Below are 19,769 nucleotides of genomic sequence, written 5' to 3'. Positions count from 1 at the left end.
CCTTGCGGCCCGCCGTCTATCGACACTGAGGGCCGGGTTGAGCCGGCCAACAAGACGGACTAGTTATCCAAGAAGCTCCGCAGCTTCCGCGACCGCGACGGATGCTTCAGCTTCCTCAACGCCTTTGCCTCGATCTGCCTGATACGCTCGCGCGTCACCGAGAACTGCTGGCCGACTTCTTCCAGCGTGTGGTCGGTGTTCATGCCGATGCCGAAGCGCATGCGCAGCACGCGCTCTTCGCGCGGGGTGAGCGAGGCGAGCACGCGCGTGGTGGTCTCGCGCAGGTTGGACTGGATCGCGGCGTCGATCGGGAGGATCGCGTTCTTGTCCTCGATGAAATCGCCGAGGTGTGAATCCTCTTCGTCACCGACCGGCGTTTCGAGCGAGAGCGGCTCTTTCGCAATCTTCAGGACCTTGCGGACCTTCTCCAAGGGCATGCCGAGCTTTTCGGCAAGCTCTTCCGGGGTCGGCTCGCGGCCGATCTCGTTGAGCATCTGGCGGGACGTGCGCACGATCTTGTTGATCGTCTCGATCATGTGCACGGGGATGCGGATGGTGCGGGCCTGGTCCGCAATGCTGCGGGTGATCGCCTGCCGGATCCACCACGTGGCGTAGGTCGAGAACTTGTAGCCGCGGCGGTACTCGAACTTGTCGACCGCCTTCATCAGGCCGATGTTGCCTTCCTGGATCAGGTCGAGGAATTGCAGGCCGCGGTTGGTGTATTTCTTGGCGATCGAAATCACGAGACGGAGGTTTGCTTCCACCATCTCCTTCTTGGCCTGGCGTGCTTCGCGCTCGCCCTTCTGCACGGAGTGCACGATCTTGCGGAACTCGACGATCTCGAGGCCGGTCAGCGCGGCGAGCTGATGCACCTCGTGACGCAGATCCTTGATGCGGTCCTTCTCGTGATGGACGAAGTTCTTCCAGCCTTTGGCCGAGAGCTTTGAGACGCGGTTGAGCCAGCGCGGATCGAGCTCCGAGCCGGTGTAGTTGCGCAAAAAGTCCTCGCGCGCGACGCCGTGGCTGTCGGCAAGGCGCATCAGGCGGCCCTCGTGCGAGACGAGGCGCTTGTTGATGTCGTAGAGCTGCTCGACGAGTGAATCGATACGGGCCTGGTTGAGGCGCAGCGATTTCACCTCGACGATGATCTCGTCCTTCAGCTTCTTGTACTTGCGCTCCTGGTGCGGCGAGAGCGACTCGTTCTGGAGCTGGTTCTGGATGTCCTGCTCCTGAAGCTTGCGCAGCTTCTTGTAGCTGTCGGCGATCTTGTCGAAGATCTCGACCACCTTCGGCTTGAGCTCGGCCTCGATGGCCGCAAGCGACATCTGGTTCTCGAACTCGTCGTCGTCCATGTCGGACTCGGCCGCAGCCTCACCCGGATCCTTCTCCTCGCCGGCCTCAGCACCGCCCGGCGCAGGCGCGGCACGGAACGGGGTCGGCGACGGCGGCGCGGCGGGCGGAGCGACATGCGCGGGCGCGCCGGTCGCGGCGGCCTGGCCGCCCTCGGCGGGCGCTTCACCGTTCTCGCCGGTGGGACCAGCGATCATCGCATTGTTCATGCCGGCCTTGGCGTCAGGGCCGGCATAGGTGGCTTCGAGATCGATGATGTCGCGGAGGAAAATCTTGCCTTCGTTGAGCTCGTCGCGCCAGATGATGATGGCCTGGAAGGTCAGCGGGCTTTCGCACAGACCTGCGATCATCGCCTCGCGGCCGGCCTCGATGCGTTTGGCGATCGCGATTTCGCCTTCGCGGGAGAGCAGTTCGACCGTGCCCATCTCGCGCAGATACATGCGCACGGGGTCGTCGGTGCGCTCGCCCGGCTCGCTCTTCTTGACCTCGGTGACGGCCTTCTGGGTGACCTCGACCAGCTCGTTGTCGGTCTCGTCCTCGCCGCCCTCGTCCTTGTCGTCCTCGCCTTCGCTATCGTCGGCTTCGGTGACGTTGATGCCCATGTCCGAGAGCATCGACATGATGTCCTCGATCTGTTCGGGCGAGGTCTGGTCGGACGGCAAGACTTCGTTGAGCTGATCGAAGGTCACGAAGCCGCGCTTCTTGGCCTGCTTGATCATCTTCTTTACGGCGGCGTCGGACAGGTCGAGCAACGGCGAGGGCGCGTCCTGGGAATCCTTCTCCGGCGCGTCCGCTGCCTTGTCGTCTTTTTCCTTGTCCTTCGCCTGCAGCGTCTTTGCCTTGGTGGCCATCCATTGCTCCTAAACGCGCTTCAATGCAGTCGGCTCGCCGCGTCTGCCTGAATTCACATGAACCTGTTGCCCGACGCTCTCGCTTCGGCAGCTCTCGACACGGAAAGGGCGGCGCACATATCTCTCGCCACCCCCAACTCTCTCTCGCCGGAAATGCCTAACGCTTCGTCAGCCTCTTTGTCGCAGCGGATGCAGGTGTAGTGCCAACAGCAATGCGCGGATTCATTCCTGACGCGTCTGTTCTGCCTGCGGCCGCCTGGTGGCCAAAGTGCTACAAGACCGTTAAGCCTCGATTAACCCTGTTTTTGCCGCCAAACCTTGGATTTGGCGAGTCTTTTAGCGGTTCCGGCTCCGGCCGTCCGCATGATTCTTTCATCATACGCTCTTCTGGAACCGACCCGACAGCTCGCCAAAACCCTCGATCAGGGCTTCGGTGCCGTCGACCTCGGCCATCCGGGCCTTGACGTCACGCAGCCACGCCAAATTGGCCTCGCTGGGGTCCTCCCCCAAGGCCAGCTCGGCGTCTTTCAGCTCTCTAAGTAGTGAATGCCATTGCCGATGCAAGGCAACCAGCTGATGCCAGGTGGCGAGAACATCGTCGGGGGCGGCGCCTTCGAGGGCGCCCCACACCGCCGCGGTCGTGATGCCGTTCTCAACCCTTTGAAGAACTTGCGAAAATCCGCCTTTGGCGAGATCGCCGCGCATCTTTTCGGCCTGCTCGCCGGGGTCCGCGGAGTGGTGGTGGTCGTTGGCAAAGGCGGCGATGATGCCGGCCCTGAGCTTGTGGGCCTCGGGATGGGCCAGCTCCAGGGCGGCGACCTCCTCGAGATGGTCGTGCAGCAGCCAGGGGTGGTTGATCAGGCATTGCAGGATCAGGGCCTCCCGGCGGGAGATGGCGCTGCGCTGGCCGCGCATGATCGGGCTTGCCGCCAGCTGCGGGCTCGCCGCCTGGTAGGGACCTGACGGTAGCGGGATGGGACCGGGCGGGCCGCGGCGCCCTCCACCGAATCCCTGGCCGCCGAATCGATTCGCGCCTCCCGCGGCCCGGGGCTGGAATTGGCGGCCGGAATTGCCTTGAAAATTACCTTGGAAATTTCCTTGGAAATTGCCCCGGCCGGCAAAGCCGCCGCGGCCACCCTCAGGCGCGAAAGTGCGCCGAAGCCGCTCGGCAAAATCATCGCGGTAATAGCGCCGCACCACCTCGTCGCGGATGCCGTTCGCGAGCTCCTTGATGCGCGCCTCGAGCGCAGCGCGGCGCTCGGGGGTGGCAAAGTTGCCGCCTTCGAGTTCGCGCGACCAGATCATTTCGGCAAGCGGCTTCGCCGCCGCGATGACTTCCTCGATGGCGCCGCGGCCGCCGGAGCGCGCGAGATCGTCGGGGTCCTGGCCTTCCGGCAGCAGCGCGAAACGAAGACTCTTTCCGGGCGCGAGGAATGGCAGCGCGAGATCGGCAGCACGATAAGCCGCCTTCTGGCCGGCACGGTCGCCGTCGAAGCAGAGGATCGGCTCGTCCGCCATCTTCCAGAGCAGCGCCAGCTGGCTTTCGGTGAGCGCGGTGCCGAGCGGCGCGACGGCCCCCGCAAAGCCCGCAGTGACCATGGCGATGACGTCGACATAGCCTTCGACCACGATCAGCGCGCTGCCGTCATGGGTCGCCTTGCGCGCGGTCTGGTGGTTGTAGAGATTGTCGCCCTTGTGGAAGAGCGGCGTCTCCGGCGAATTCAGGTACTTTGCCGGAACGTCCTTCTCCAGCGCGCGCCCGCCGAAAGCGATGACACGGCCGCGCAGATCGGTGATCGGAAACATCACGCGATCGCGGAAGCGGTCATACGGCACGGGAATATCGTTGCCGGCCACCAGCAGCCCGGTCTCGACCATGTCGTCGACGGAGACACCGAGCTTGCCGAGATGCTCCTTCAGCGCGAAGCGATCGGGCGAGGCATAGCCGAGGCGGAACTGCAATTGCGTCGCCGGCGAGATCGCGCGGTCGGCGAGATAGCCGCGCGCCTTGGCGCCGACGCGCGAGGCCAGCGTCTCCGCAAAATAGGTCGCGGCGAGATCCATGACATCATGCAGCGTGCGGCGGCGCTGCTCCTGCCGCGCCGCATCCGGCGTCACCGCCGGCAGCGCCAGGCCCGCCATGCTGGCGAGCCGCTCGACGGCCTCGGCAAACGGCAGGCCGTCGGTCTCCATCACGAAAGAGATGATGTCGCCGTGCTTGCCGGAGGAGAAGTCGTGGTAAAAACCCTTCTGGTCGTTGACGTAGAAGGACGGCGTCTTCTCCTGCTGGAACGGCGACAGCCCCTTCCACTCCCGCCCGGCCTTCTTCAGCTTGACGCGCTTGCCCACGACTTCGGAGACCGAAAGCCGGGCACGAAGCTCGTCGAGGAATTGGGGCGTGAAGCGCATGGGGTGAGTTTAGCCGAGCGTTAGAGTCGGGCGAAGGATCAGGGATATAGGTGCGGCGGGCCTAAAAGTCAGGTTTGTCAGGATTATACGCGCTGTTCACAGGCCTTTGGTCCCATCACCCCTCAGGTGCGCCTCTTCGGCGAGCCTCGAAGGGCGACGGGTCGGGCAACGGAAAGCCTTGAACCCGCCCCGGTTCCACGCTTCCATATCCCCCATGTTCAGGACCTTTCGGGGCGGCCACAGCGGGGGCTGGCGTGTGATCTCGATCGCACCCGTGACCGGCGAGCCCCTGCCCTTCATGCCGGCGCTGTCGGTGACGGACAGCGGGGCCGTCTCGTTGCCGCTGGTGCCCTCGCGCAATGCGTGGCGGCTGGTCGGGGCCCCGAGCAATTTGCGCTACACCGAGCGGCCTGAGAAGCAGCAGCTCACGGCCGTGCAGGCCGGGCTCGGCCGGATGGAAGCAACCAGCGCGGCACTGATCCCGATCCGCAAATCGCAGGCCTGGTGGGATCTGACGCAGGAAGAGCGGCGCAAGATTTTCGAGGACAAGTCGCACCACATCGCGAGCAGTCTTCGTTTCCTGCCCGCGATCGCGCGGCAGCTCTATCACTGCCGCGACCTCGGCGAGCCCTTCGATTTCCTGACCTGGTTCGAATTCGCCCCCGCGCAGGCCTCGCTGTTCGAGGAGCTGGTGGCGATGCTCCGGGAAACCGAGGAATGGAGTTACGTCGAGCGCGAGGTCGACGTGCGCGTGGTGAAGGAAGTGCTGTCGGCTTAGAGCATGATCCGGAAAAATGCGAAGCGGTTTTCCGAGAAGATCATGCTCGAAAACAATTAATGCGCCAAGAACCGCCCGGACTCGATGAGTGGCAGACCCGTGACGGGCCAGTTGTAGACATAGGTCCAGGCCTTCTCCGTGGTGCCGTCAGCCATCGTCACGTCGATCAGCCGGCGCAGATATTCGGTCGGCTCCGGAAAACCCTCGCCGCAGGCCTCGTACATGTCGAGCTCGCCCAGGAGCTCGTCAGGCACGCGCATCCGGAAGAGCTCGCCATGGACGATGTCGGAGGCAGCATTCGACAGCAGCAATCCCGGATAATGCTTCACCAGGACGAGCCGCCCGCGGCAGGTCGCTTCACCCACAAAATCCGCGTGGCCCGCGAGCAGCCGCGCCATCGGATGGTCGAAGCCGCGCATCAGGGTGCCGTAGACGAAAAGGCGATCGGAGGTCATGCTGCTCTAAAGTTGCGACGTCGGTGCAATATCGTTACTCCGTTTAGACACGTAATCGTTTCATAGGCAATCAGGATGGATCTGCACACGGCCGAGACCGCCGATCAACTGCTCGGCGAGGGCGATATTTTGCCCGTGCATGAGGTGAATGCCGAAGGGACTTCGCCCTTTCTGCTCACCTCGGATCATTACGGACGGGTGCTGCCGCATGCGCTCGGCGATCTCGGTGTCACTGAGGCCGAGCTTGTCAGGCACATCGCCTGGGACATCGGCATCGCCGGCGTCGCCGACCGCCTGGCCAAGATGCTCGACGCGCACCTGATCGCGCAGCGCTATTCGCGGCTCGTGATCGACTGCAACCGCCCGCCGGCCGCGGTGAGCTCGATCCCCGTAATCTCCGAAGCCACAGTGATCCCGCGCAACGAAGGGATTTCGGAGGGCGAGCGCGAGGCACGGCGGCGCGAGATTTTCGAGCCCTATCATGATCGCATCGATGCCGCGATCGACGCCCGCCTGCACGACAAGCGGCCGACGGTGCTGGTGTCGCTGCACAGCTTCACGCCCGTCTATGCCGGCGTCGCGCGGCCTTGGCACATCGCCGCGCTCTACAACCGCGACACCGTGCTGCCGCAGCTGCTGTTGAAACATCTGCGCAGCGAAGGCGATCTCGTCGTCGGCGACAACGAGCCTTACGCGGTCAGCGACCTCACCGACTACACCATCCCCGTCCACGGCGAAGGGCGCGGCCTCGTCAACACCGGCATCGAGATCCGGCAGGATCTGATCGCCGACCACGCGGGCCAGCAGCAATGGGCCGAACGGCTGGCGCGGATCCTTGCCGAGGTCGCGGTGGAGCTGAAGGCGGAGCTGCTGGTGTAAGCCTCACTTCGCCCGCGTCAACGCCAGCCAGATGCCGCCGCCGATCATGAAGCCGCCCGAGATGCGCGACATCATCCGCGTGCGGCGGGCCGAGAAGAATTTTCGCGCGCGGCCGGCGGCGATGGCGTAGAGCGCATCGGTCACCACGGCGGTGACCATGAAGGTCGCGCCCAGCAGCGCAACTTGCGGAAAGTGCGGCTGGTTCATGTCCATGAATTGCGGGATGAAGGCGCCGAAGAACACCAGCACCTTCGGGTTCGACAGCAGCACCAGAAAACCCTGCAGGAAGAAGCCGCCGCGCGGCGGCGGAGGCGGCGTGTCGACGTCGACGCCCTCGACCGGCGCCCAGATCAGCCTGATGCCGAGCCAGACCAGATAAGCGGCGCCGGCAAAGCGCACCCAGTCGAACCAGTAGCCCATGGTCGCCATCAGCGAGGTCAGGCCGACCGCGACGATGCCGATGACGATGGCAAGGCCGGCCTGCGCGCCGGCCACGTTGGTCAGCGCAGCACGCGTGCCGTGGCGCAGGCCGTTGGCGATGACGAGGGTGACGATCGGCCCCGGCAGCAACGCCAGCGCAATGCAGGCGGCGACGAAGGCGAAATAGGCTTGCATGGACATCATGGGGGAGACTCGGCTGATGGCGGCTTGCGGGTATTAATGCATGGGATGGGCGCAGAGGGAAGTGAGATGAGCGCAGGGTGCGCGCTCAACCAACGGTGTCATCCCCCGCGAAAGCGGGGGATCCAATACGCCGCGACGCCTCCGCACTTCACCAACGTCTCTGGAATACTGGATTCCCCGCCTGCGCGGGGAATGACAGCGGAGAATGTGGAAGCCGGCGTACCAACATCGACACCGGCATCGCTCCGCGCCGCATCGTCAGTTCTTCGGCAGGCCGGCGACATTGCGCGCCGGGCCGGTCAGCTCGAGGATATGCAGGCCGGTATTGGCGCGGTCGACGATGTAGATGTAGCCGCGGTCATCGGTCTCGACATTGTTGGTCTGGATCGCGACCTTGCAGCGCTCGCCGCCCTCGATCGGGATGCAGCGCTTGTCGGTCGCAGCCGTGATCGACGGAATGAAGTAGCCGACTTCCTTCGGGTGATAGGGATCGCGGATGTCGAGCGCGCGTACGCCGGCATTGAAGAAGGCGATGAAGGCCATCTTCTTGTAATAGACCGGCGCCATGTTCTCGTTCGAGGAATGCGCGCCGAACCGCCCGCCGCGCTGACAGAACTGCCCGCTCGCCTCCGGCACGGTGTAGCTCGAGATCATCATCGGCCGCGTCTCGGTGGTGACGTCGGCGAACCACACCATCTGCCGCGCCTCGCCGCATTCGTTGAGGATCGCTTCATTCACGATCATGACGATGTCGCGGGTCTTGCCGTCCTTGTCCTCGGCGAATTCGGCGATCGGCATATCGAGCATCGGAAACGTCGTATGCGCGCCATTGAAGGCCGACATCGGCATGCGCGAAATCTCGGGATAGCGCAGATTGTCCGGCGTCGGCTCTTTCGGCCCGTTCAGGAGCTTGTCGCGGTCGATGATCTGCAAAAGGCCGCCCTTGTTGGTGCCGTAACCGAAATAGACGCGGTTGCCATCGGGCCCGGTCGAGATCGGCCCGTGCAATTCGGTCGGCACCGCGCCGGTCGAACCGGGCTCCTGACCGGGCAGACCGAAGTCGCGGATCTTCTGCGGATGCGCGGGATCGGAGAGATCGTAGATCTGCGTCATCCGCCGCGTGCGCCAGTCCGGCGCGCCCGAGACGAGATAGGCAATGCCGGTGTCGCATTCCCACCAGCTCTTGTGCGTGTCCTTCAGGCCGCCGATGCGCGTGATGAGCACTGGGCTCGCGGGATCAGTGACGTTCCAGATCTCGTGCGCCTCACCGCCGAAGGTCCTGAGCATGTAGACCGCGTTGGGATCGCCCTTCGGCAAGGTCTTGCCATCGCAGACCCGCACCATCTGCGCGCCGCCGGATTCGTATCTGCCCTCCTGCCCCGGCAGATGCCGCAGATATTTCGGACGCGCGGGATCGGTGACGTCGACGATCGAGGTTCCGTTCGGCTCGGCCTTGCCCGTCATCGGGTTGACGGGCGCGGGCACATCATCAGTGCCGCCGTGATGGCCGATATAGGCGATCCAGCGATCGCCCTGGTGATGGATGCTCGGCTGATAGGCGCTGCGGGCCTGGAGGTCGTTGCTCCCGACGAGCTTCATGTTGGACGCTTCAGGCGGCGCGCCGATGGTCTGCTTCTGCGCCTGGGCCGCGGTGCTGCACGCGAAAAGGACGAGAGCGGCAACAAGTGAAACGCGACGGAACATCAACGTCCTCCCGGAACCAATCTGTATCGGCTGAGCGTCGAGGCTAGCACGGCCGATTGCGCGCGCCAAAGACTCCATCTTGACATGCAACCATTTGGTTGCCTATTATCGGTGCCATGGATGAGGTCTTCAAAGCGCTCGCCGATGCGTCGCGACGGTCGCTGCTCGACAGGCTTCACGCCAAAAATGGCCAGACGCTGAACGAGCTCTGCGAGGGCCTTGCGATGACGCGGCAGGCCGTGACCAAGCACCTTGTCATTCTGGAAGAGGCCAATCTGGTCACCACCATCAGGCATGGCCGCGAGAAGCTGCACTATCTCAACCCGGTGCCGATCCATCAGATCGGCGAACGCTGGATCAAAAAATTCGAGCGCGGCAAGCTCGCCGCACTCAGCGAGTTGAAACGCCAGTTGGAGAAGCGCGATGAGTAAGCCGGAGTTCGTCTACGTGACCTATATCGAGACCACGCCGGAAAAGCTGTGGGAAGCGCTGACGTCGAGCGAATTCACCAGGCAGTACTGGTTCGGGGCCGAGGTCCGCTCCGACTGGAAGGTCGGCTCGCCCTTTGCGCTCACGCTCGACGGCGAAGTCACCGATTCCGGCGAAATCCTCGAGGCCGATCCGCCGCGGCGGCTGTCCTACAGCTTCAAACACCAGAAATTCGAAGAGCTGCGCGGCGAGCCAATCTCACGCGTCGTCTTCACCATCGAACCGTTCGGAGCGCTCGTGCGTTTGACCGTGTTGCATGACGGCTTCGTCGAGGGCGGCAAATATCTCGGCGCCGTCTCCAATGGCTGGCCGGCGATCCTGTCCGGGCTCAAGAGCCTGCTGGAGAGGGGCAAAGTCCTCGCCATCCCGCGCACGGCGCTCAACAAGGGATTCGACGCAAAATGAACCTCGATCAATTCAAGCCGCTGACGGTCTACACCATCTACATCGCTTCGACGCCGGAGAAGGTGTGGGAGGCGCTGACCTCGGCCGAGTTCAGCAAGCAGTATTTCTCCGGCTTTGCGGTGGAGATGGAGCCGAAGCTCGGCGGCAGTTTCATCGTGCACGCACCCGACGGCTCCGAACACATCCGCGGCGAAGTGTTCGAATACGATCCGTCGAGGAGGCTCACGGTGAGCTGGAACGTCAATTGGCCCGACCTCGTGGAAAGGCTCGGCACCACCATTGTCACCTACGAGATCGAGCCAGCCGGCGAAGCCGTTCGGCTCACCTTGAGCCAACGCCACGACCGCGAGCTCAGCGACGACATCCTTTCTGGCGGCCGCACCGGCTGGCCCGCGATCCTCTCTGGATTGAAGAGCCTGCTGGAGACAGGCAAGGCGCCGCAGATCGAGATGTCCCCGCCGGTGAGATTGCTGGAAGCGCTCAAGGCGATGGGGATCAAGACCCCGTAAGTGAGACGGGGCCTGTCTCCGCGAACTCGGTATCGTAGGGTGGGCAAAGGCGCACTTGCGCCGTGCCCACGACCGAGTCGACACCGCAACAGACGCGTGGGCACGCTTCCGCCTTCGCTCTGCGAGCTACGGCGGACAAGTCGCTTTGCCCACCCTACGGCACTTCCCAAGGGCAAAAGGAAAAGCAACTAGCTACACCGGCACCACCAGCCGCCGATAAAGATGCCAGGTCGCATGCCCGAGCACGGGCAGTGTCACGATCAGCCCGAGAAAGTAAGGCAGCGCCGAGACGATCAGCAGCATCACGATCACGGCGGCCCATGTGATCATCGGCAGCGGGCTCGTCACCACCGCGCGCACGCTCGTCACCATCGCCGTGACGAAATCGACCTCGCGGTCGAGCAGCAGCGGAAACGACACCACGGTCAGCGAGAACAGGATCAGCGACAGCACCGCACCGACCGCATTGCCGATGCCGAGAAACAGCAAGCCTTCATTCGTGGTCAGCACCACGGTCATGAATTCCTGAAGGCTCGAGAACGAAGCGTGCAGACCGAGCAGCAACGCGATCAAAAGCCGCACCTGGTACATCCAGATCACGAACACGAACAGCGTGACGAACGCCATCCAGCCGATCTCGCTGCGCGCGCGCACGGCCGACCAGATCGCGCTGAAGGAGACCGGCTCGCCGCGCTCGCGGCGGCGGCTGACCTCATAGAGCCCGATCGCCACGAACGGCCCGATCAACGCGAAGCCTGCCGCCAGGGGATAGACGAGATAGACCATACCGAAGGCGGTGAGGCACAGCATGATGGCGATCCCGCCGGCGGCGTAGAGCGCGCCGAAGCAGAGACCGTAGAACGGCAGCGCCTGGAAATCGCGCAGACCCTCGATCAGCGCTTCGGCGATATCGGTCGCCGCGACGCGACGTACCACCGGATCGACCTTGCCGGAGATGGACATCAGCTCCCTCCACACATCGACGCGATCTTTCGTCGCGCGCATGCGATACTAGCGCCGCCGCGCGCAGGCGCAACTTGATGCGAACCAGCGCGAAGAGCAGCTGCGAGGTAACAATGCTCGCGGTGTGAAATCCTTCACCATCGGTGCGATTTTCGCGCCAATGCTATGGACTGGGCAGACGATCGTCCGCAAATTGTACCTCCGAGCAGATGCGCCTGAGAGCGGACCGCCCCACCGATGAGCCTGCGTACCCGGTTACTGATCCTCGTCATCGCCGCCATGCTGGTGCCGGCGATCCTGGTCGGGCTGCGTTTTGTGCAGAACCGGGCCAGCGAGATCGACGCGGCGCTGGCCAATCTGGCCGCATCCGCCGACGACATCGCGAGCGATCTGAACGAGAAGATCCAGGGCACCGCCCAGCTCCACTACGGTCTGGCCCGCGCCCGCGACCTCGACACGCGCGACAAGGCGGCGTGCTCGGCGTTTCTGTCGGAAGTGCGCGAGGAATACCCGCAGTTCACGGGCATCTTGACCATCGATCCCGACGGCAGCCTGTTCTGCGACTCGCTTCGGACCAACCGCACCCTCGACCTGAACGACCGCGGCTATTTCAAACAGGTCAAGGGTCTTCAAGGCGTCGTTGCCGCGGAGCCGGTGTTCGGCCGCCTCACCGGGCTATCGGTGCTCCAGATCGCCTATCCCGTGCGATCGGAGACGGGCGCGCTGAAGTTCGTGCTGCTCGCGTCCTTCAACCTGAACAAATTCGCGGAATTTCACGACAAGCGGCTGCTCGCCGAGAAGGACATCCTGTTCGTCGACGCCAAAGGTACGGTCCTGGTCGCCCCCAAGGGCGGGGGCTGGAGCGAGCCCGTCGGCGGGACCATTGCGGGCTCCGATCTGTTCCGCTTTGCCGCAGCGCCCGATGGCGAGCCATTTCGGGAAATCACCGACCGCGGGGGCCGCACGCAGATCTGGGGCGTTGCCCGCTCGCCCTCGATGCGCAAGGCCGGCCTCACCATCATGGTCGGACGCTCCAAGGACGGACTGGTCGCGGCGGCGAATCGCCGGCTTTACGAGGACATGGCGATTCTCGCGGTGGCCTTGCTGCTGCTCCTGGCCGGCTTATGGATCCTCACGACCGTGAGCATCGGCCGCCAGATCGGGCGGCTCGCCACCATGGCGAAGAGGCTCGGCCGCGGCGATCTCAGCGCCCGCATTCCGGAGCCCCATCCGGGCGGCGAGCTCGGCGGATTGATGACCCTGCTCAACGGCACCGCCGAATCGCTGCAGCAGCAGCGCGCCGCGATCGCGGATCTCAACCAGAAGCTCAGCCAATCCCAGAAGATGGAAGCCATGGGCCAGCTCACCGGCGGCGTGGCGCATGACTTCAACAATCTCCTGACTGTCATTCTCGGCAACTCGGAGCATCTCGCCGACCAGCTGGCGGGAAACAAGGAATTGCACCGCATCGCCGGCGACATCGCGACCGCCGCCGAGCGCGGCTCTGACCTGACGCGGAGCCTGCTCGCCTTCGCGCGCAAGCAGCCGCTGCGGCCGAGAGAGATCGACATCGCCGAGAAGGTGCTCGGCATGGAGCAGCTTCTGCGCCGGACGCTGGGCGAGCACATCGAGTGCCGCTTCGCGTTCGACCGGGATTTATGGCCGACCAGCGTCGATCCCGGCCAGCTGACGACGGCCCTGCTCAACCTCGTACTCAACGCGCGCGACGCGATGCCGGAGGGCGGCAAGCTGACGGTCGAGGTCCATAACAGCTCGCTCGGTGAATCCGACCTCGACGTCAACGGCGAGCCGCGGCCCGGCGACTATGTGATGGTGGCCGTCACCGATACCGGCAGCGGCATGAGCGCCGAGGTGGTCAGCCGCGCGTTCGAGCCGTTCTTCACGACCAAGGAGGTCGGCAAGGGGACCGGCCTCGGCCTGAGCATGGTCTACGGATTTGCACAACAGTCCGGCGGACTTGTGCAGATGCAGTCCGAGCCGGGACGAGGCAGTGTCGTCAGGCTGTTCTTTCCCCGTCTCGCAACACCGCCGAACGAGGATCCGCGCCCCGCGGAGACGACCGTCACACAAGCGGGACACGAGACCGTTCTCCTCGTCGAGGACGACGATATGGTGCGGGCCTATGTCGAGAACGAGCTCAGGACGCTCGGCTACCGGGTCATCGCCACGTCGAACGGGCCCGCAGCACTGGAGCTGCTGCGCCAGCCCGGGGACATCCAGCTGCTGTTCACTGACGTCGTCATGCCCGGCGGCATGTTCGGGCCGGAGCTTGCAAGGCAAGCAACCGAGCTGCGGCCTGATCTCAAGGTGCTCTTCACCTCGGGCTACAGCCAGACTCCCGTCAAGACACCGGACGGGGGCGGCGACGCCCGCATTCTGACCAAGCCGTTCCGGCGAAAGGATCTTGCTGCGATGCTGCGGGCCGCGCTCTCGGAGCCGTCGCGGTAGATCAGGACGCTATCGCGAGCTGGAGCGCCACTGCGAGATTGGCCGCGAACAGGCCCGCGTCGATGACGAAGATCCGGAGCATCGGACCCTTCAACACCGGCCAGTAGGCGACCCCGACGCGTCCGCCACGCATCAGCACCGGGAGGTTATAGGCGAACTGGCTGAAATGGCAGGCCGAAAAGAACAGGAACAGCGTGAGCTGCGCCTCGACCGGCTGGAAGAAGAGCGGACGCGCAACCAGAAGGTAGAACGACAACAACCCTATCGGCAGGTTCATCCCGCCCAGGAACGCAACGCTGGCCGCCAGGGTCGGCGCGATCGGATTGCTGCGCTCTTCCCGCGGCAGCAAGATCTTCAGCGTGTTGGCCTGGGCAATGCTGAACTGGATGAAGGCGCCGCCGAACCACAGCGTGTTGAGGAGCAGGACGATATCCGAAAGGCGCATGGTCATTTTCCGTAAAAGGCTTCGCTGCGCACGACGCGGCCAGCGTCGTCGAAATCCATGAACTCGCTGGCGCGCGTGTCTCCGAGCTGCCACCACACCGTCAGGCGCGCGATGGTGTCGTCCCAGCTCCAGCTCAGGATCTTCAGGTCCGCGCTTTCGATGTGGCCATAGGCTTTTCGCCAATAGCTGCGGATATTCTCGATGCCGGCGACGACAGGAGAACCGGTCAGCGTCAGCGCCAGAGGGCTGCGCATCTGCGCATTCTCGGCAAAATGCGCGACGACCGCGTCGATATCGACCTTGCACCAGTTCGCGCACCATGCCGCGACGAAGCGTTCGGCGGCCGCGCGAGTCATCTTCTGCGCGCTCAATGGATTCTGTCCGCTCATGACACGAGCCCTCCCCGGCCTGTTGCCAGGACAGTGGCAAAGCCCGCTCCTCATGTCAACTACATTGACTTTAAGAACCGTCAATTGTTGTCGGCGATCGTCCCCATGACCGCCATCCATGCCGCCGCCCCGGATGCGCCGACGCGATCGAACGCCTCGCGCAAAACCTTGCGCTCGTGGTCCGAGGCCCGTTGCTCGATGCGCTGCCCTGCGGACGTCAGACGCAGCAGCTTCGAGCGATGCTGCTCGGGCGAGCGCTTCGACGTCACCAGCTTGCGCTCCAGCAGCAGACTGAGCGGCCGGCTCAAGGCCTGCTTGGAAATGCCGAGGACCTCGAGCAGCGAGCCGATCGCAATATCGGGCCGCCGCGCCACCACGTAGAGAATGCGATGATGCGGACGCGACAGGCCCTGCTTTGCGAGATATTCGTCCGCTTCCAGCGTCATGCCGCGCCAGCCGTAATACATGAGCTCCAGCGCCGCATCGAGATCGTGCAGCTTGTCGAGCGAGGCGCGGTGAAGTCCCGCGGCTTGAGACGTCTTGGCCATTGTCGGAAGTCAGCCCTTTTAAGAAATCAGCCCTTGGCCCGCAGCTCGCGCCGCAGCACCTTGCCGGTCGCCGTCATCGGCAGCGTCTCGGCGAATTCGACGAACCGCGGATATTCATGCGCGGCGAGCTGCACCTTGACGAACTCCTGGATCTCGCGCGCCAGCGCGTCAGTGCCGGTAAAGCCCGGACGCAGCACGATCCAGGCCTTGATCGATTCGGTGCGGATCGGATCGGGGATGCCGACCACCGCGGCCATCGCCACCGAGGGATGCTTCATCAGCGTGTGCTCGATCTCGGAGGGACCGACGCGATAGCCGGCGGTGGTGATGACGTCGTCCTCTCGGCTGACATACCAGAAATAGCCATCCTCGTCCTGCACGCCGAGATCGCCGGTGAGCAGGAATTCGCCGGCATATTTCTTCGCCGTCGCCTCCGGATTGCGCCAATATTCGAGCATGGTGACGGGGCACGGCTGGCGCACGCCGATGATGCCGCGCTGGCCGCGCGGCAATTCTTCGCCCTTGTCGTTGACGATGCGGACGTCGAAGCCCGGCGTCGCCTTGCCCATCGAACCCGGGCGGATCGGAAACAGGTTGGAGTTGCTGCCGATCACGAGATTGCACTCGGTCTGGCCGAACACCTCATGGGCGTCGATACCAAACGTCTCGCGCACCCATCCCAGCAGCTCGCCGCCAAGGGACTCGCCGCCCGTGAAGATGCTGCGGAGCTTGACGCCCGGGTGCTTCACGCCCGCCTGCCGCATCAGCTTCAGCGCGGTCGGCGGCAGGAAGACGTTGCGGACGCCGAGATCGGCCATCATCTGCATCGCCGCCTGCGGCTCGAATTTGCGCGCGCGATGCCCGACCAGGGGGATGCCGTGATACCAGAATGCGAGCAGGCCGTTGACGAGTCCGCCGATCCAGGCCCAATCCGCCGGCGTCCACATGAGATCGCCGGGACGCGGCAGGAAGTTGTGACACATCTCGACATTGGGGAGATGGCCTAGCACGACGCGGTGCGCATGCAGCGCGCCTTTAGGATTTCCTGTCGTGCCCGAGGTGTAGATGATCAGCGCGGGATCGTCGGCGGCGGTGTCGACGGTCGCAAAGTCCTCGGACGCGGTTTCGATCGCCGGCCAGAATGGCTTTGCGCCGGCGTGGACGGCGCCGCTCGTGATATAGATGTCCTGCAAATAGGGCAGCCGCTCGCGGATCTTCGTGAGCTTCTCCCAACCCGCCTCATCAGTGATGATTGCCCTCGCCTGTGAATTCGACAGGCGGAATTCCAGCGCGTCCTCGCCGAACAGGGCGAACAGCGGGATCGAGACCAGGCCGGAGCGGAACGCCGCCATATGCGCGATCGGCAGCTCCAGCGACTGCGACAGGAAAACCGCGACGCGATCGCCGCGCGAAAGCCCATCGCCCTTCAGCACATTGGCAAAGCGGCGCGACATGTCCGCGACCTCGTCGAAGGAGGTTCGCGTGGTGGCGCCGTTCTCGTCGACATAGATCAGCGCGAGCCGGCCGGTGCCGTCGGCATGCCGATCGCAGCATGCTTCCGCCATGTTGAAGCGCGCCGGGATGTCCCAGCGGAAGTTGCGAGTGAGTTCGTCGTAGGTCTTGGCTTCGGTCAGCATGGCTTGGATCGTTTCCGTCAGTCTCGGTCATGGCCGGGCAAAAGCGCGAAGCGCGTCTTCGCGATCAAGTCCCGCCATCCACGTTCTTCTTCACCGCCAGTCTAAGGCCGTGGATGGCCGGGACAAGCCCGGGCATGACGGAGAGTGCACTTCACCTTACCGTCGCAAAGAACTTCCTGACATCGCGCACGAACAGCTCCGGCTGCTCGAACGCGGCGAAATGGCCGCCCTTCTCCATCTCGCTCCAATGCGTGATGTCATGGAAGTTCGGTTCCATCCAGCGCCGCACCGGCGTGATGATCTCCTTGGGGAACGCGGCGACGCCCGTCGGCACCTTGACGACAGGCGTGGTGCGGCGCTTGCCAAAGCTTTCCCAGTAGAGCCGCGCCGAGGAAGTCGCTGTCTCCGTCACCCAATACAGCATGACGTTGTCGAGCAGCTCGTCCCGGGTGAAGATGTTTTCGGGATGGCCGTCGCAATCGGTCCAGGCCCAGAATTTTTCCAGAATCCAGGCCGCCTGTCCGCTCGGCGAATCCGTGAGGCCATAGCCGAGCGTCTGCGGGCGCGTCGATTGCTGCTTGGAATAGCCGGAGTCGAGATCGACGTAGTGCTTGAGGCCGGCGAGCGCCCGCTTCTCCTCCGCTGTCGGCTCGCCCTCCATGCGCGGCGGCGAGTTGAAGGACAGCGTGATGTGAATGCCGGCGCAGTGCGCGGCATCCTGCGCCCCGAGCGAGGCCGTCACCGCCGAGCCCCAGTCGCCGCCTTGCGCGCCGTAGCCGGCATAGCCCAGCCGCTCCATCAGCTGCGCCCAGGTCGCGGCGATGCGATCAACGCCCCAACCGGTCGCCTTCGGCTTGGCGGAGAAGCCGAAGCCGGGCAGCGACGGACAGACGACGTGAAACGCGTCCGCGGGATTGCCGCCATGCGCGACGGGATCGGTGAGCGGCGCGATCACCTTCTGGAATTCGACGATCGAGCCCGGCCAGCCATGGGTGATGATCAGCGGCAGCGCGTTTGGTTCTTTCGAGCGCACATGCAGGAAATGAATGTCGAGCCCGTCGATCTCGGTGGTGAACTGCGCGAAGCGGTTGAGCTTTGCCTCGCGCGCCCGCCAGTCATACTCGCTCGCCCAGTAGGCACAGACCTCTCGGATCCATTGCAGCGGCGCGCCCTGGCTCCAGTCGTCGACCAGCTCGGCCTCCGGCCAGCGCGTGCGGGCGAGGCGAGACTTGAGATCGGAGAGGATGTCGTCGCTGATGGCGATGCGAAACGGTTTGATGGCGGTCATCGGGCCTCCCGATTTTTCTTATCAAGAGAGAGTAGACCGGATCGCAGCCGCAACAAAGGTACCCATCCTCCCCTGGAGGGGGAGGATCGGTTCGCATGAAGCGAAGCGGCATGCGAACCGAGGTGGGGTGACAGTCTTTCCGCGGAAGCGCTGCGCGAGTGGAGAGATCACCCCACCCCGCTCGCGCTTCGCGCGATCGACCCTCCCCTCCATGGGAGGGTAAGCAGCTAGCCCGACAGCGCGCCCTTCACGAGACCGCTCGCCTTGCCGAAATCCATCTGCCCGGCATACTTCGCGCGCAGCACGGCGATCACCTTGCCCATGTCCTTCATGCCGGCGGCGCCGGTTTCAGTGATCGCGTCCGCGATCGCCTTCTTCACCTCGTCGTCGGCCATCTGCTTCGGCAGATACGCCGAGATCACCGCGATCTCCTCGCGCTCCTGGGCCGCGAGCTCGGCGCGGCCGCCTTTTTCGTAGAGCTCGACCGACTCCTGCCGCTGCTTGATCATCTTCTGAAAGACGCCGAGCAGATCGGCGTCCGACAACGGCGGCTTGCCCTGCCCGCGCGCATCGATGTCGGCATTCTTGATGGTCGAATTGACCATGCGCAGCGTGGACAGCTTGCGCTCGTCCTTGGCCTTCATGGCCTCCTTGACCGCATTGTTGATGTCGTCGCGCAACATGATCGGATCCCTTCGAATATCTGACGCCTGATCTAGGCCGTTCGCGGCCCCTAGACAACCTCGGTTCCGAGCCATTCGGTCAGGGCCCACATTGTCGCTTCCGGCTGCTCGGCTTGTGGCAGGTGTCCGCAGCGATCGAGGACTTTGAACCTTGCGCCGGCGATGCCCTCGGCCATCTCCTTCGAGAGAGCGTTCGGGATGGTGTTGTCGACATCGCCCGTCAACACCAGCGTCGGGCATTTGATGGCTGCAAGCGTCGGGCGCGAATCCACCCGTGCGATGATCGCGATCTGCTGCCGCAGATAGCCCTCGACACCGACATCCTCGTCCTGCGCATGCACGAGCTTCAGAATATCGGCATCATCGCGCCGCGACGGATGCACGAGCTCCGGAAAACTCTCCTCGCGGACGGCGCGGAGCTCGCCGCGCCTGGCGCGCTCCATCAGGCCGCAGCGGCGCGCGGTCGCCTCCGGCGTGTCGGGTCGCGCCTGGGTGTTGATCAACGCGAGCTTGGCCACCCGCTCGGGCGCCTGGCGCATGATCTCGAACGCGATGTAGCCGCCCATGGAATGGCCGGCGAGCGCGAAGCGCGGCGGGGCCTCGCTCAGCACGCGGGCGGCGATCGCCGCCATGCTGTCGTCGCGGATATGGTTGGCAACCATGACCGGGCCGATGCGCCACAGCGCCGGGATGACAGGGGCATAGATCCGGGCCGAGGAGGCCAGCCCCGGAACCAACAGAATCGGGGTGGTCTGGTCCATTATTGCCTCGCAAGCCCGGGAATTTGCCGGAAATTGTGCGGCCAAGCTTAGGAGCCCGAGACGGGCTGTCAAATATGCAAAAACGCATGTGAATCGGCGCATCTGCGCTTTGACGGGGGCGTCCGGCAGGCTT

Annotated in this window: 19 protein-coding genes; 6 read left to right on the top strand and 13 right to left on the bottom strand. The window is 64.3% G+C overall.

The genetic code is table 11. From position 1 onward, the window contains the following. Window positions 1-59 precede the first annotated feature (59 nt). Window positions 60-2,201, bottom strand: coding sequence for an RNA polymerase sigma factor RpoD (gene rpoD / locus RAD10_RS06055; protein WP_038948160.1), 2,142 nt, complete (start codon window positions 2,199-2,201; stop codon window positions 60-62). A gap of 375 nt (window positions 2,202-2,576) precedes the next feature. Next, window positions 2,577-4,610, bottom strand: coding sequence for a DNA primase (dnaG, locus tag RAD10_RS06050; RefSeq protein WP_461616726.1), 2,034 nt, complete (start codon window positions 4,608-4,610; stop codon window positions 2,577-2,579). A gap of 214 nt (window positions 4,611-4,824) precedes the next feature. On the opposite strand from dnaG, the gene RAD10_RS06045 reads away from it, so the two are divergent. Then, the gene (locus tag RAD10_RS06045; RefSeq protein ID WP_461616725.1) at window positions 4,825-5,388 is read left to right on the top strand and encodes a chlorite dismutase family protein; all 564 of its coding nucleotides are present in this window, start codon (window positions 4,825-4,827) and stop codon (window positions 5,386-5,388) included. A gap of 56 nt (window positions 5,389-5,444) precedes the next feature. Here RAD10_RS06045 and RAD10_RS06040 read toward each other — a convergent pair whose 3' ends face one another. After that, a complete protein-coding gene (locus tag RAD10_RS06040) occupies window positions 5,445-5,843 on the bottom strand; it encodes a gamma-glutamylcyclotransferase family protein (RefSeq protein WP_461616724.1) in 399 nt (132 codons plus the stop codon). A gap of 75 nt (window positions 5,844-5,918) precedes the next feature. Here RAD10_RS06040 and RAD10_RS06035 point away from each other — a divergent pair, with 75 nt between their 5' ends. Continuing rightward, window positions 5,919-6,722: an N-formylglutamate amidohydrolase gene (locus RAD10_RS06035; protein WP_461616723.1), complete on the top strand. Its 804-nt coding sequence runs from the start codon at window positions 5,919-5,921 to the stop codon at window positions 6,720-6,722. A 3-nt stretch (window positions 6,723-6,725) separates the two neighbouring features. Here RAD10_RS06035 and RAD10_RS06030 read toward each other — a convergent pair whose 3' ends face one another. Together RAD10_RS06030 and RAD10_RS06025 are read right to left on the bottom strand one after the other, a co-directional pair. Then, the gene (locus RAD10_RS06030; RefSeq protein ID WP_461616722.1) at window positions 6,726-7,346 is read right to left on the bottom strand and encodes a LysE family translocator; all 621 of its coding nucleotides are present in this window, start codon (window positions 7,344-7,346) and stop codon (window positions 6,726-6,728) included. Window positions 7,347-7,604: 258 nt separating this feature from the next. After that, the gene (locus tag RAD10_RS06025) at window positions 7,605-9,050 is read right to left on the bottom strand and encodes an LVIVD repeat-containing protein (RefSeq protein WP_461616721.1); all 1,446 of its coding nucleotides are present in this window, start codon (window positions 9,048-9,050) and stop codon (window positions 7,605-7,607) included. A gap of 116 nt (window positions 9,051-9,166) precedes the next feature. Between RAD10_RS06025 and RAD10_RS06020 the strand changes: the two genes are divergently transcribed. Genes RAD10_RS06020 through RAD10_RS06010 form a run of 3 tightly spaced genes read left to right on the top strand, consistent with a single transcriptional unit; the run spans window position 9,167 to window position 10,453 of the window. Then, a complete protein-coding gene (locus RAD10_RS06020; RefSeq protein WP_456843536.1) occupies window positions 9,167-9,481 on the top strand; it encodes an ArsR/SmtB family transcription factor in 315 nt (104 codons plus the stop codon). Then, window positions 9,474-9,944 (top strand): SRPBCC family protein, encoded by a 471-nt coding sequence (locus RAD10_RS06015; protein ID WP_461616720.1) that lies wholly within the window; start codon window positions 9,474-9,476, stop codon window positions 9,942-9,944. The genes RAD10_RS06020 and RAD10_RS06015 overlap by 8 nt, the downstream gene beginning before the upstream one ends. Further along, window positions 9,941-10,453, top strand: coding sequence for an SRPBCC family protein (locus RAD10_RS06010; protein ID WP_461616719.1), 513 nt, complete (start codon window positions 9,941-9,943; stop codon window positions 10,451-10,453). The genes RAD10_RS06015 and RAD10_RS06010 overlap by 4 nt, the downstream gene beginning before the upstream one ends. Window positions 10,454-10,645: 192 nt before the next feature. Here the strand turns inward: RAD10_RS06010 and RAD10_RS06005 are convergent, their stop codons facing one another. Then, window positions 10,646-11,416 carry a DUF2189 domain-containing protein gene (locus tag RAD10_RS06005; RefSeq protein ID WP_461616718.1) on the bottom strand — a complete coding sequence of 257 codons (771 nt, stop codon included), beginning with the start codon at window positions 11,414-11,416 and terminating at the stop codon, window positions 10,646-10,648. 237 nt (window positions 11,417-11,653) lie between these two features. Here RAD10_RS06005 and RAD10_RS06000 point away from each other — a divergent pair, with 237 nt between their 5' ends. Beyond that, on the top strand, window positions 11,654-13,885 hold the full coding sequence (locus tag RAD10_RS06000; protein WP_461616717.1) for an ATP-binding protein: 2,232 nt from the start codon (window positions 11,654-11,656) through the stop codon (window positions 13,883-13,885). Window position 13,886: 1 nt separating this feature from the next. Here RAD10_RS06000 and RAD10_RS05995 read toward each other — a convergent pair whose 3' ends face one another. The 7 genes from RAD10_RS05995 to RAD10_RS05965 form a co-directional block, all read right to left on the bottom strand. Further along, window positions 13,887-14,330: a hypothetical protein gene (locus tag RAD10_RS05995; protein WP_104465320.1), complete on the bottom strand. Its 444-nt coding sequence runs from the start codon at window positions 14,328-14,330 to the stop codon at window positions 13,887-13,889. A gap of 2 nt (window positions 14,331-14,332) precedes the next feature. After that, on the bottom strand, window positions 14,333-14,719 hold the full coding sequence (locus RAD10_RS05990) for a nuclear transport factor 2 family protein (RefSeq protein WP_461616716.1): 387 nt from the start codon (window positions 14,717-14,719) through the stop codon (window positions 14,333-14,335). 80 nt (window positions 14,720-14,799) lie between these two features. Then, window positions 14,800-15,267 carry a MarR family winged helix-turn-helix transcriptional regulator gene (locus RAD10_RS05985; protein ID WP_461616715.1) on the bottom strand — a complete coding sequence of 156 codons (468 nt, stop codon included), beginning with the start codon at window positions 15,265-15,267 and terminating at the stop codon, window positions 14,800-14,802. A gap of 26 nt (window positions 15,268-15,293) precedes the next feature. Further along, on the bottom strand, window positions 15,294-16,904 hold the full coding sequence (locus tag RAD10_RS05980; RefSeq protein ID WP_461616714.1) for an acyl-CoA synthetase: 1,611 nt from the start codon (window positions 16,902-16,904) through the stop codon (window positions 15,294-15,296). A gap of 151 nt (window positions 16,905-17,055) precedes the next feature. Beyond that, window positions 17,056-18,192 carry an epoxide hydrolase family protein gene (locus tag RAD10_RS05975; RefSeq protein WP_461616713.1) on the bottom strand — a complete coding sequence of 379 codons (1,137 nt, stop codon included), beginning with the start codon at window positions 18,190-18,192 and terminating at the stop codon, window positions 17,056-17,058. Between the two features lie 227 nt (window positions 18,193-18,419). Then, window positions 18,420-18,875 carry a GatB/YqeY domain-containing protein gene (locus RAD10_RS05970; protein ID WP_091958318.1) on the bottom strand — a complete coding sequence of 152 codons (456 nt, stop codon included), beginning with the start codon at window positions 18,873-18,875 and terminating at the stop codon, window positions 18,420-18,422. Window positions 18,876-18,925: 50 nt separating this feature from the next. After that, entirely contained in the window at window positions 18,926-19,636 is a 711-nt protein-coding gene (locus RAD10_RS05965) for an alpha/beta fold hydrolase (protein ID WP_461616712.1), read from the bottom strand. Between the last annotated feature and the right edge of the window lie 133 nt (window positions 19,637-19,769).

The sequence above is a fragment of the Bradyrhizobium sp. 23AC genome (assembly GCF_054863025.1).
The sequence above is the reverse complement of the archived record's forward strand: the minus strand, read 5'-3'. Positions and strand labels throughout refer to the sequence as shown.

Coding starts and splice junctions, on each gene's coding strand:
- RAD10_RS06010 (WP_461616719.1), top strand. CDS start 9,941: ATGAACCTCGATCAATTCAAGCCGCTGACGGTCTACACCATCTACATC.
- RAD10_RS05975 (WP_461616713.1), bottom strand. CDS start 18,192: ATGACCGCCATCAAACCGTTTCGCATCGCCATCAGCGACGACATCCTC.
- dnaG (WP_461616726.1), bottom strand. CDS start 4,610: ATGCGCTTCACGCCCCAATTCCTCGACGAGCTTCGTGCCCGGCTTTCG.
- RAD10_RS06000 (WP_461616717.1), top strand. CDS start 11,654: ATGAGCCTGCGTACCCGGTTACTGATCCTCGTCATCGCCGCCATGCTG.
- RAD10_RS06040 (WP_461616724.1), bottom strand. CDS start 5,843: ATGACCTCCGATCGCCTTTTCGTCTACGGCACCCTGATGCGCGGCTTC.
- RAD10_RS06015 (WP_461616720.1), top strand. CDS start 9,474: ATGAGTAAGCCGGAGTTCGTCTACGTGACCTATATCGAGACCACGCCG.
- RAD10_RS05990 (WP_461616716.1), bottom strand. CDS start 14,719: ATGAGCGGACAGAATCCATTGAGCGCGCAGAAGATGACTCGCGCGGCC.
- RAD10_RS06035 (WP_461616723.1), top strand. CDS start 5,919: ATGGATCTGCACACGGCCGAGACCGCCGATCAACTGCTCGGCGAGGGC.
- RAD10_RS05970 (WP_091958318.1), bottom strand. CDS start 18,875: ATGTTGCGCGACGACATCAACAATGCGGTCAAGGAGGCCATGAAGGCC.
- RAD10_RS06030 (WP_461616722.1), bottom strand. CDS start 7,346: ATGATGTCCATGCAAGCCTATTTCGCCTTCGTCGCCGCCTGCATTGCG.
- RAD10_RS05985 (WP_461616715.1), bottom strand. CDS start 15,267: ATGGCCAAGACGTCTCAAGCCGCGGGACTTCACCGCGCCTCGCTCGAC.
- RAD10_RS05980 (WP_461616714.1), bottom strand. CDS start 16,904: ATGCTGACCGAAGCCAAGACCTACGACGAACTCACTCGCAACTTCCGC.
- RAD10_RS06005 (WP_461616718.1), bottom strand. CDS start 11,416: ATGTCCATCTCCGGCAAGGTCGATCCGGTGGTACGTCGCGTCGCGGCG.
- RAD10_RS06045 (WP_461616725.1), top strand. CDS start 4,825: ATGTTCAGGACCTTTCGGGGCGGCCACAGCGGGGGCTGGCGTGTGATC.
- RAD10_RS06025 (WP_461616721.1), bottom strand. CDS start 9,050: ATGTTCCGTCGCGTTTCACTTGTTGCCGCTCTCGTCCTTTTCGCGTGC.
- RAD10_RS05965 (WP_461616712.1), bottom strand. CDS start 19,636: ATGGACCAGACCACCCCGATTCTGTTGGTTCCGGGGCTGGCCTCCTCG.
- rpoD (WP_038948160.1), bottom strand. CDS start 2,201: ATGGCCACCAAGGCAAAGACGCTGCAGGCGAAGGACAAGGAAAAAGAC.
- RAD10_RS05995 (WP_104465320.1), bottom strand. CDS start 14,330: ATGCGCCTTTCGGATATCGTCCTGCTCCTCAACACGCTGTGGTTCGGC.
- RAD10_RS06020 (WP_456843536.1), top strand. CDS start 9,167: ATGGATGAGGTCTTCAAAGCGCTCGCCGATGCGTCGCGACGGTCGCTG.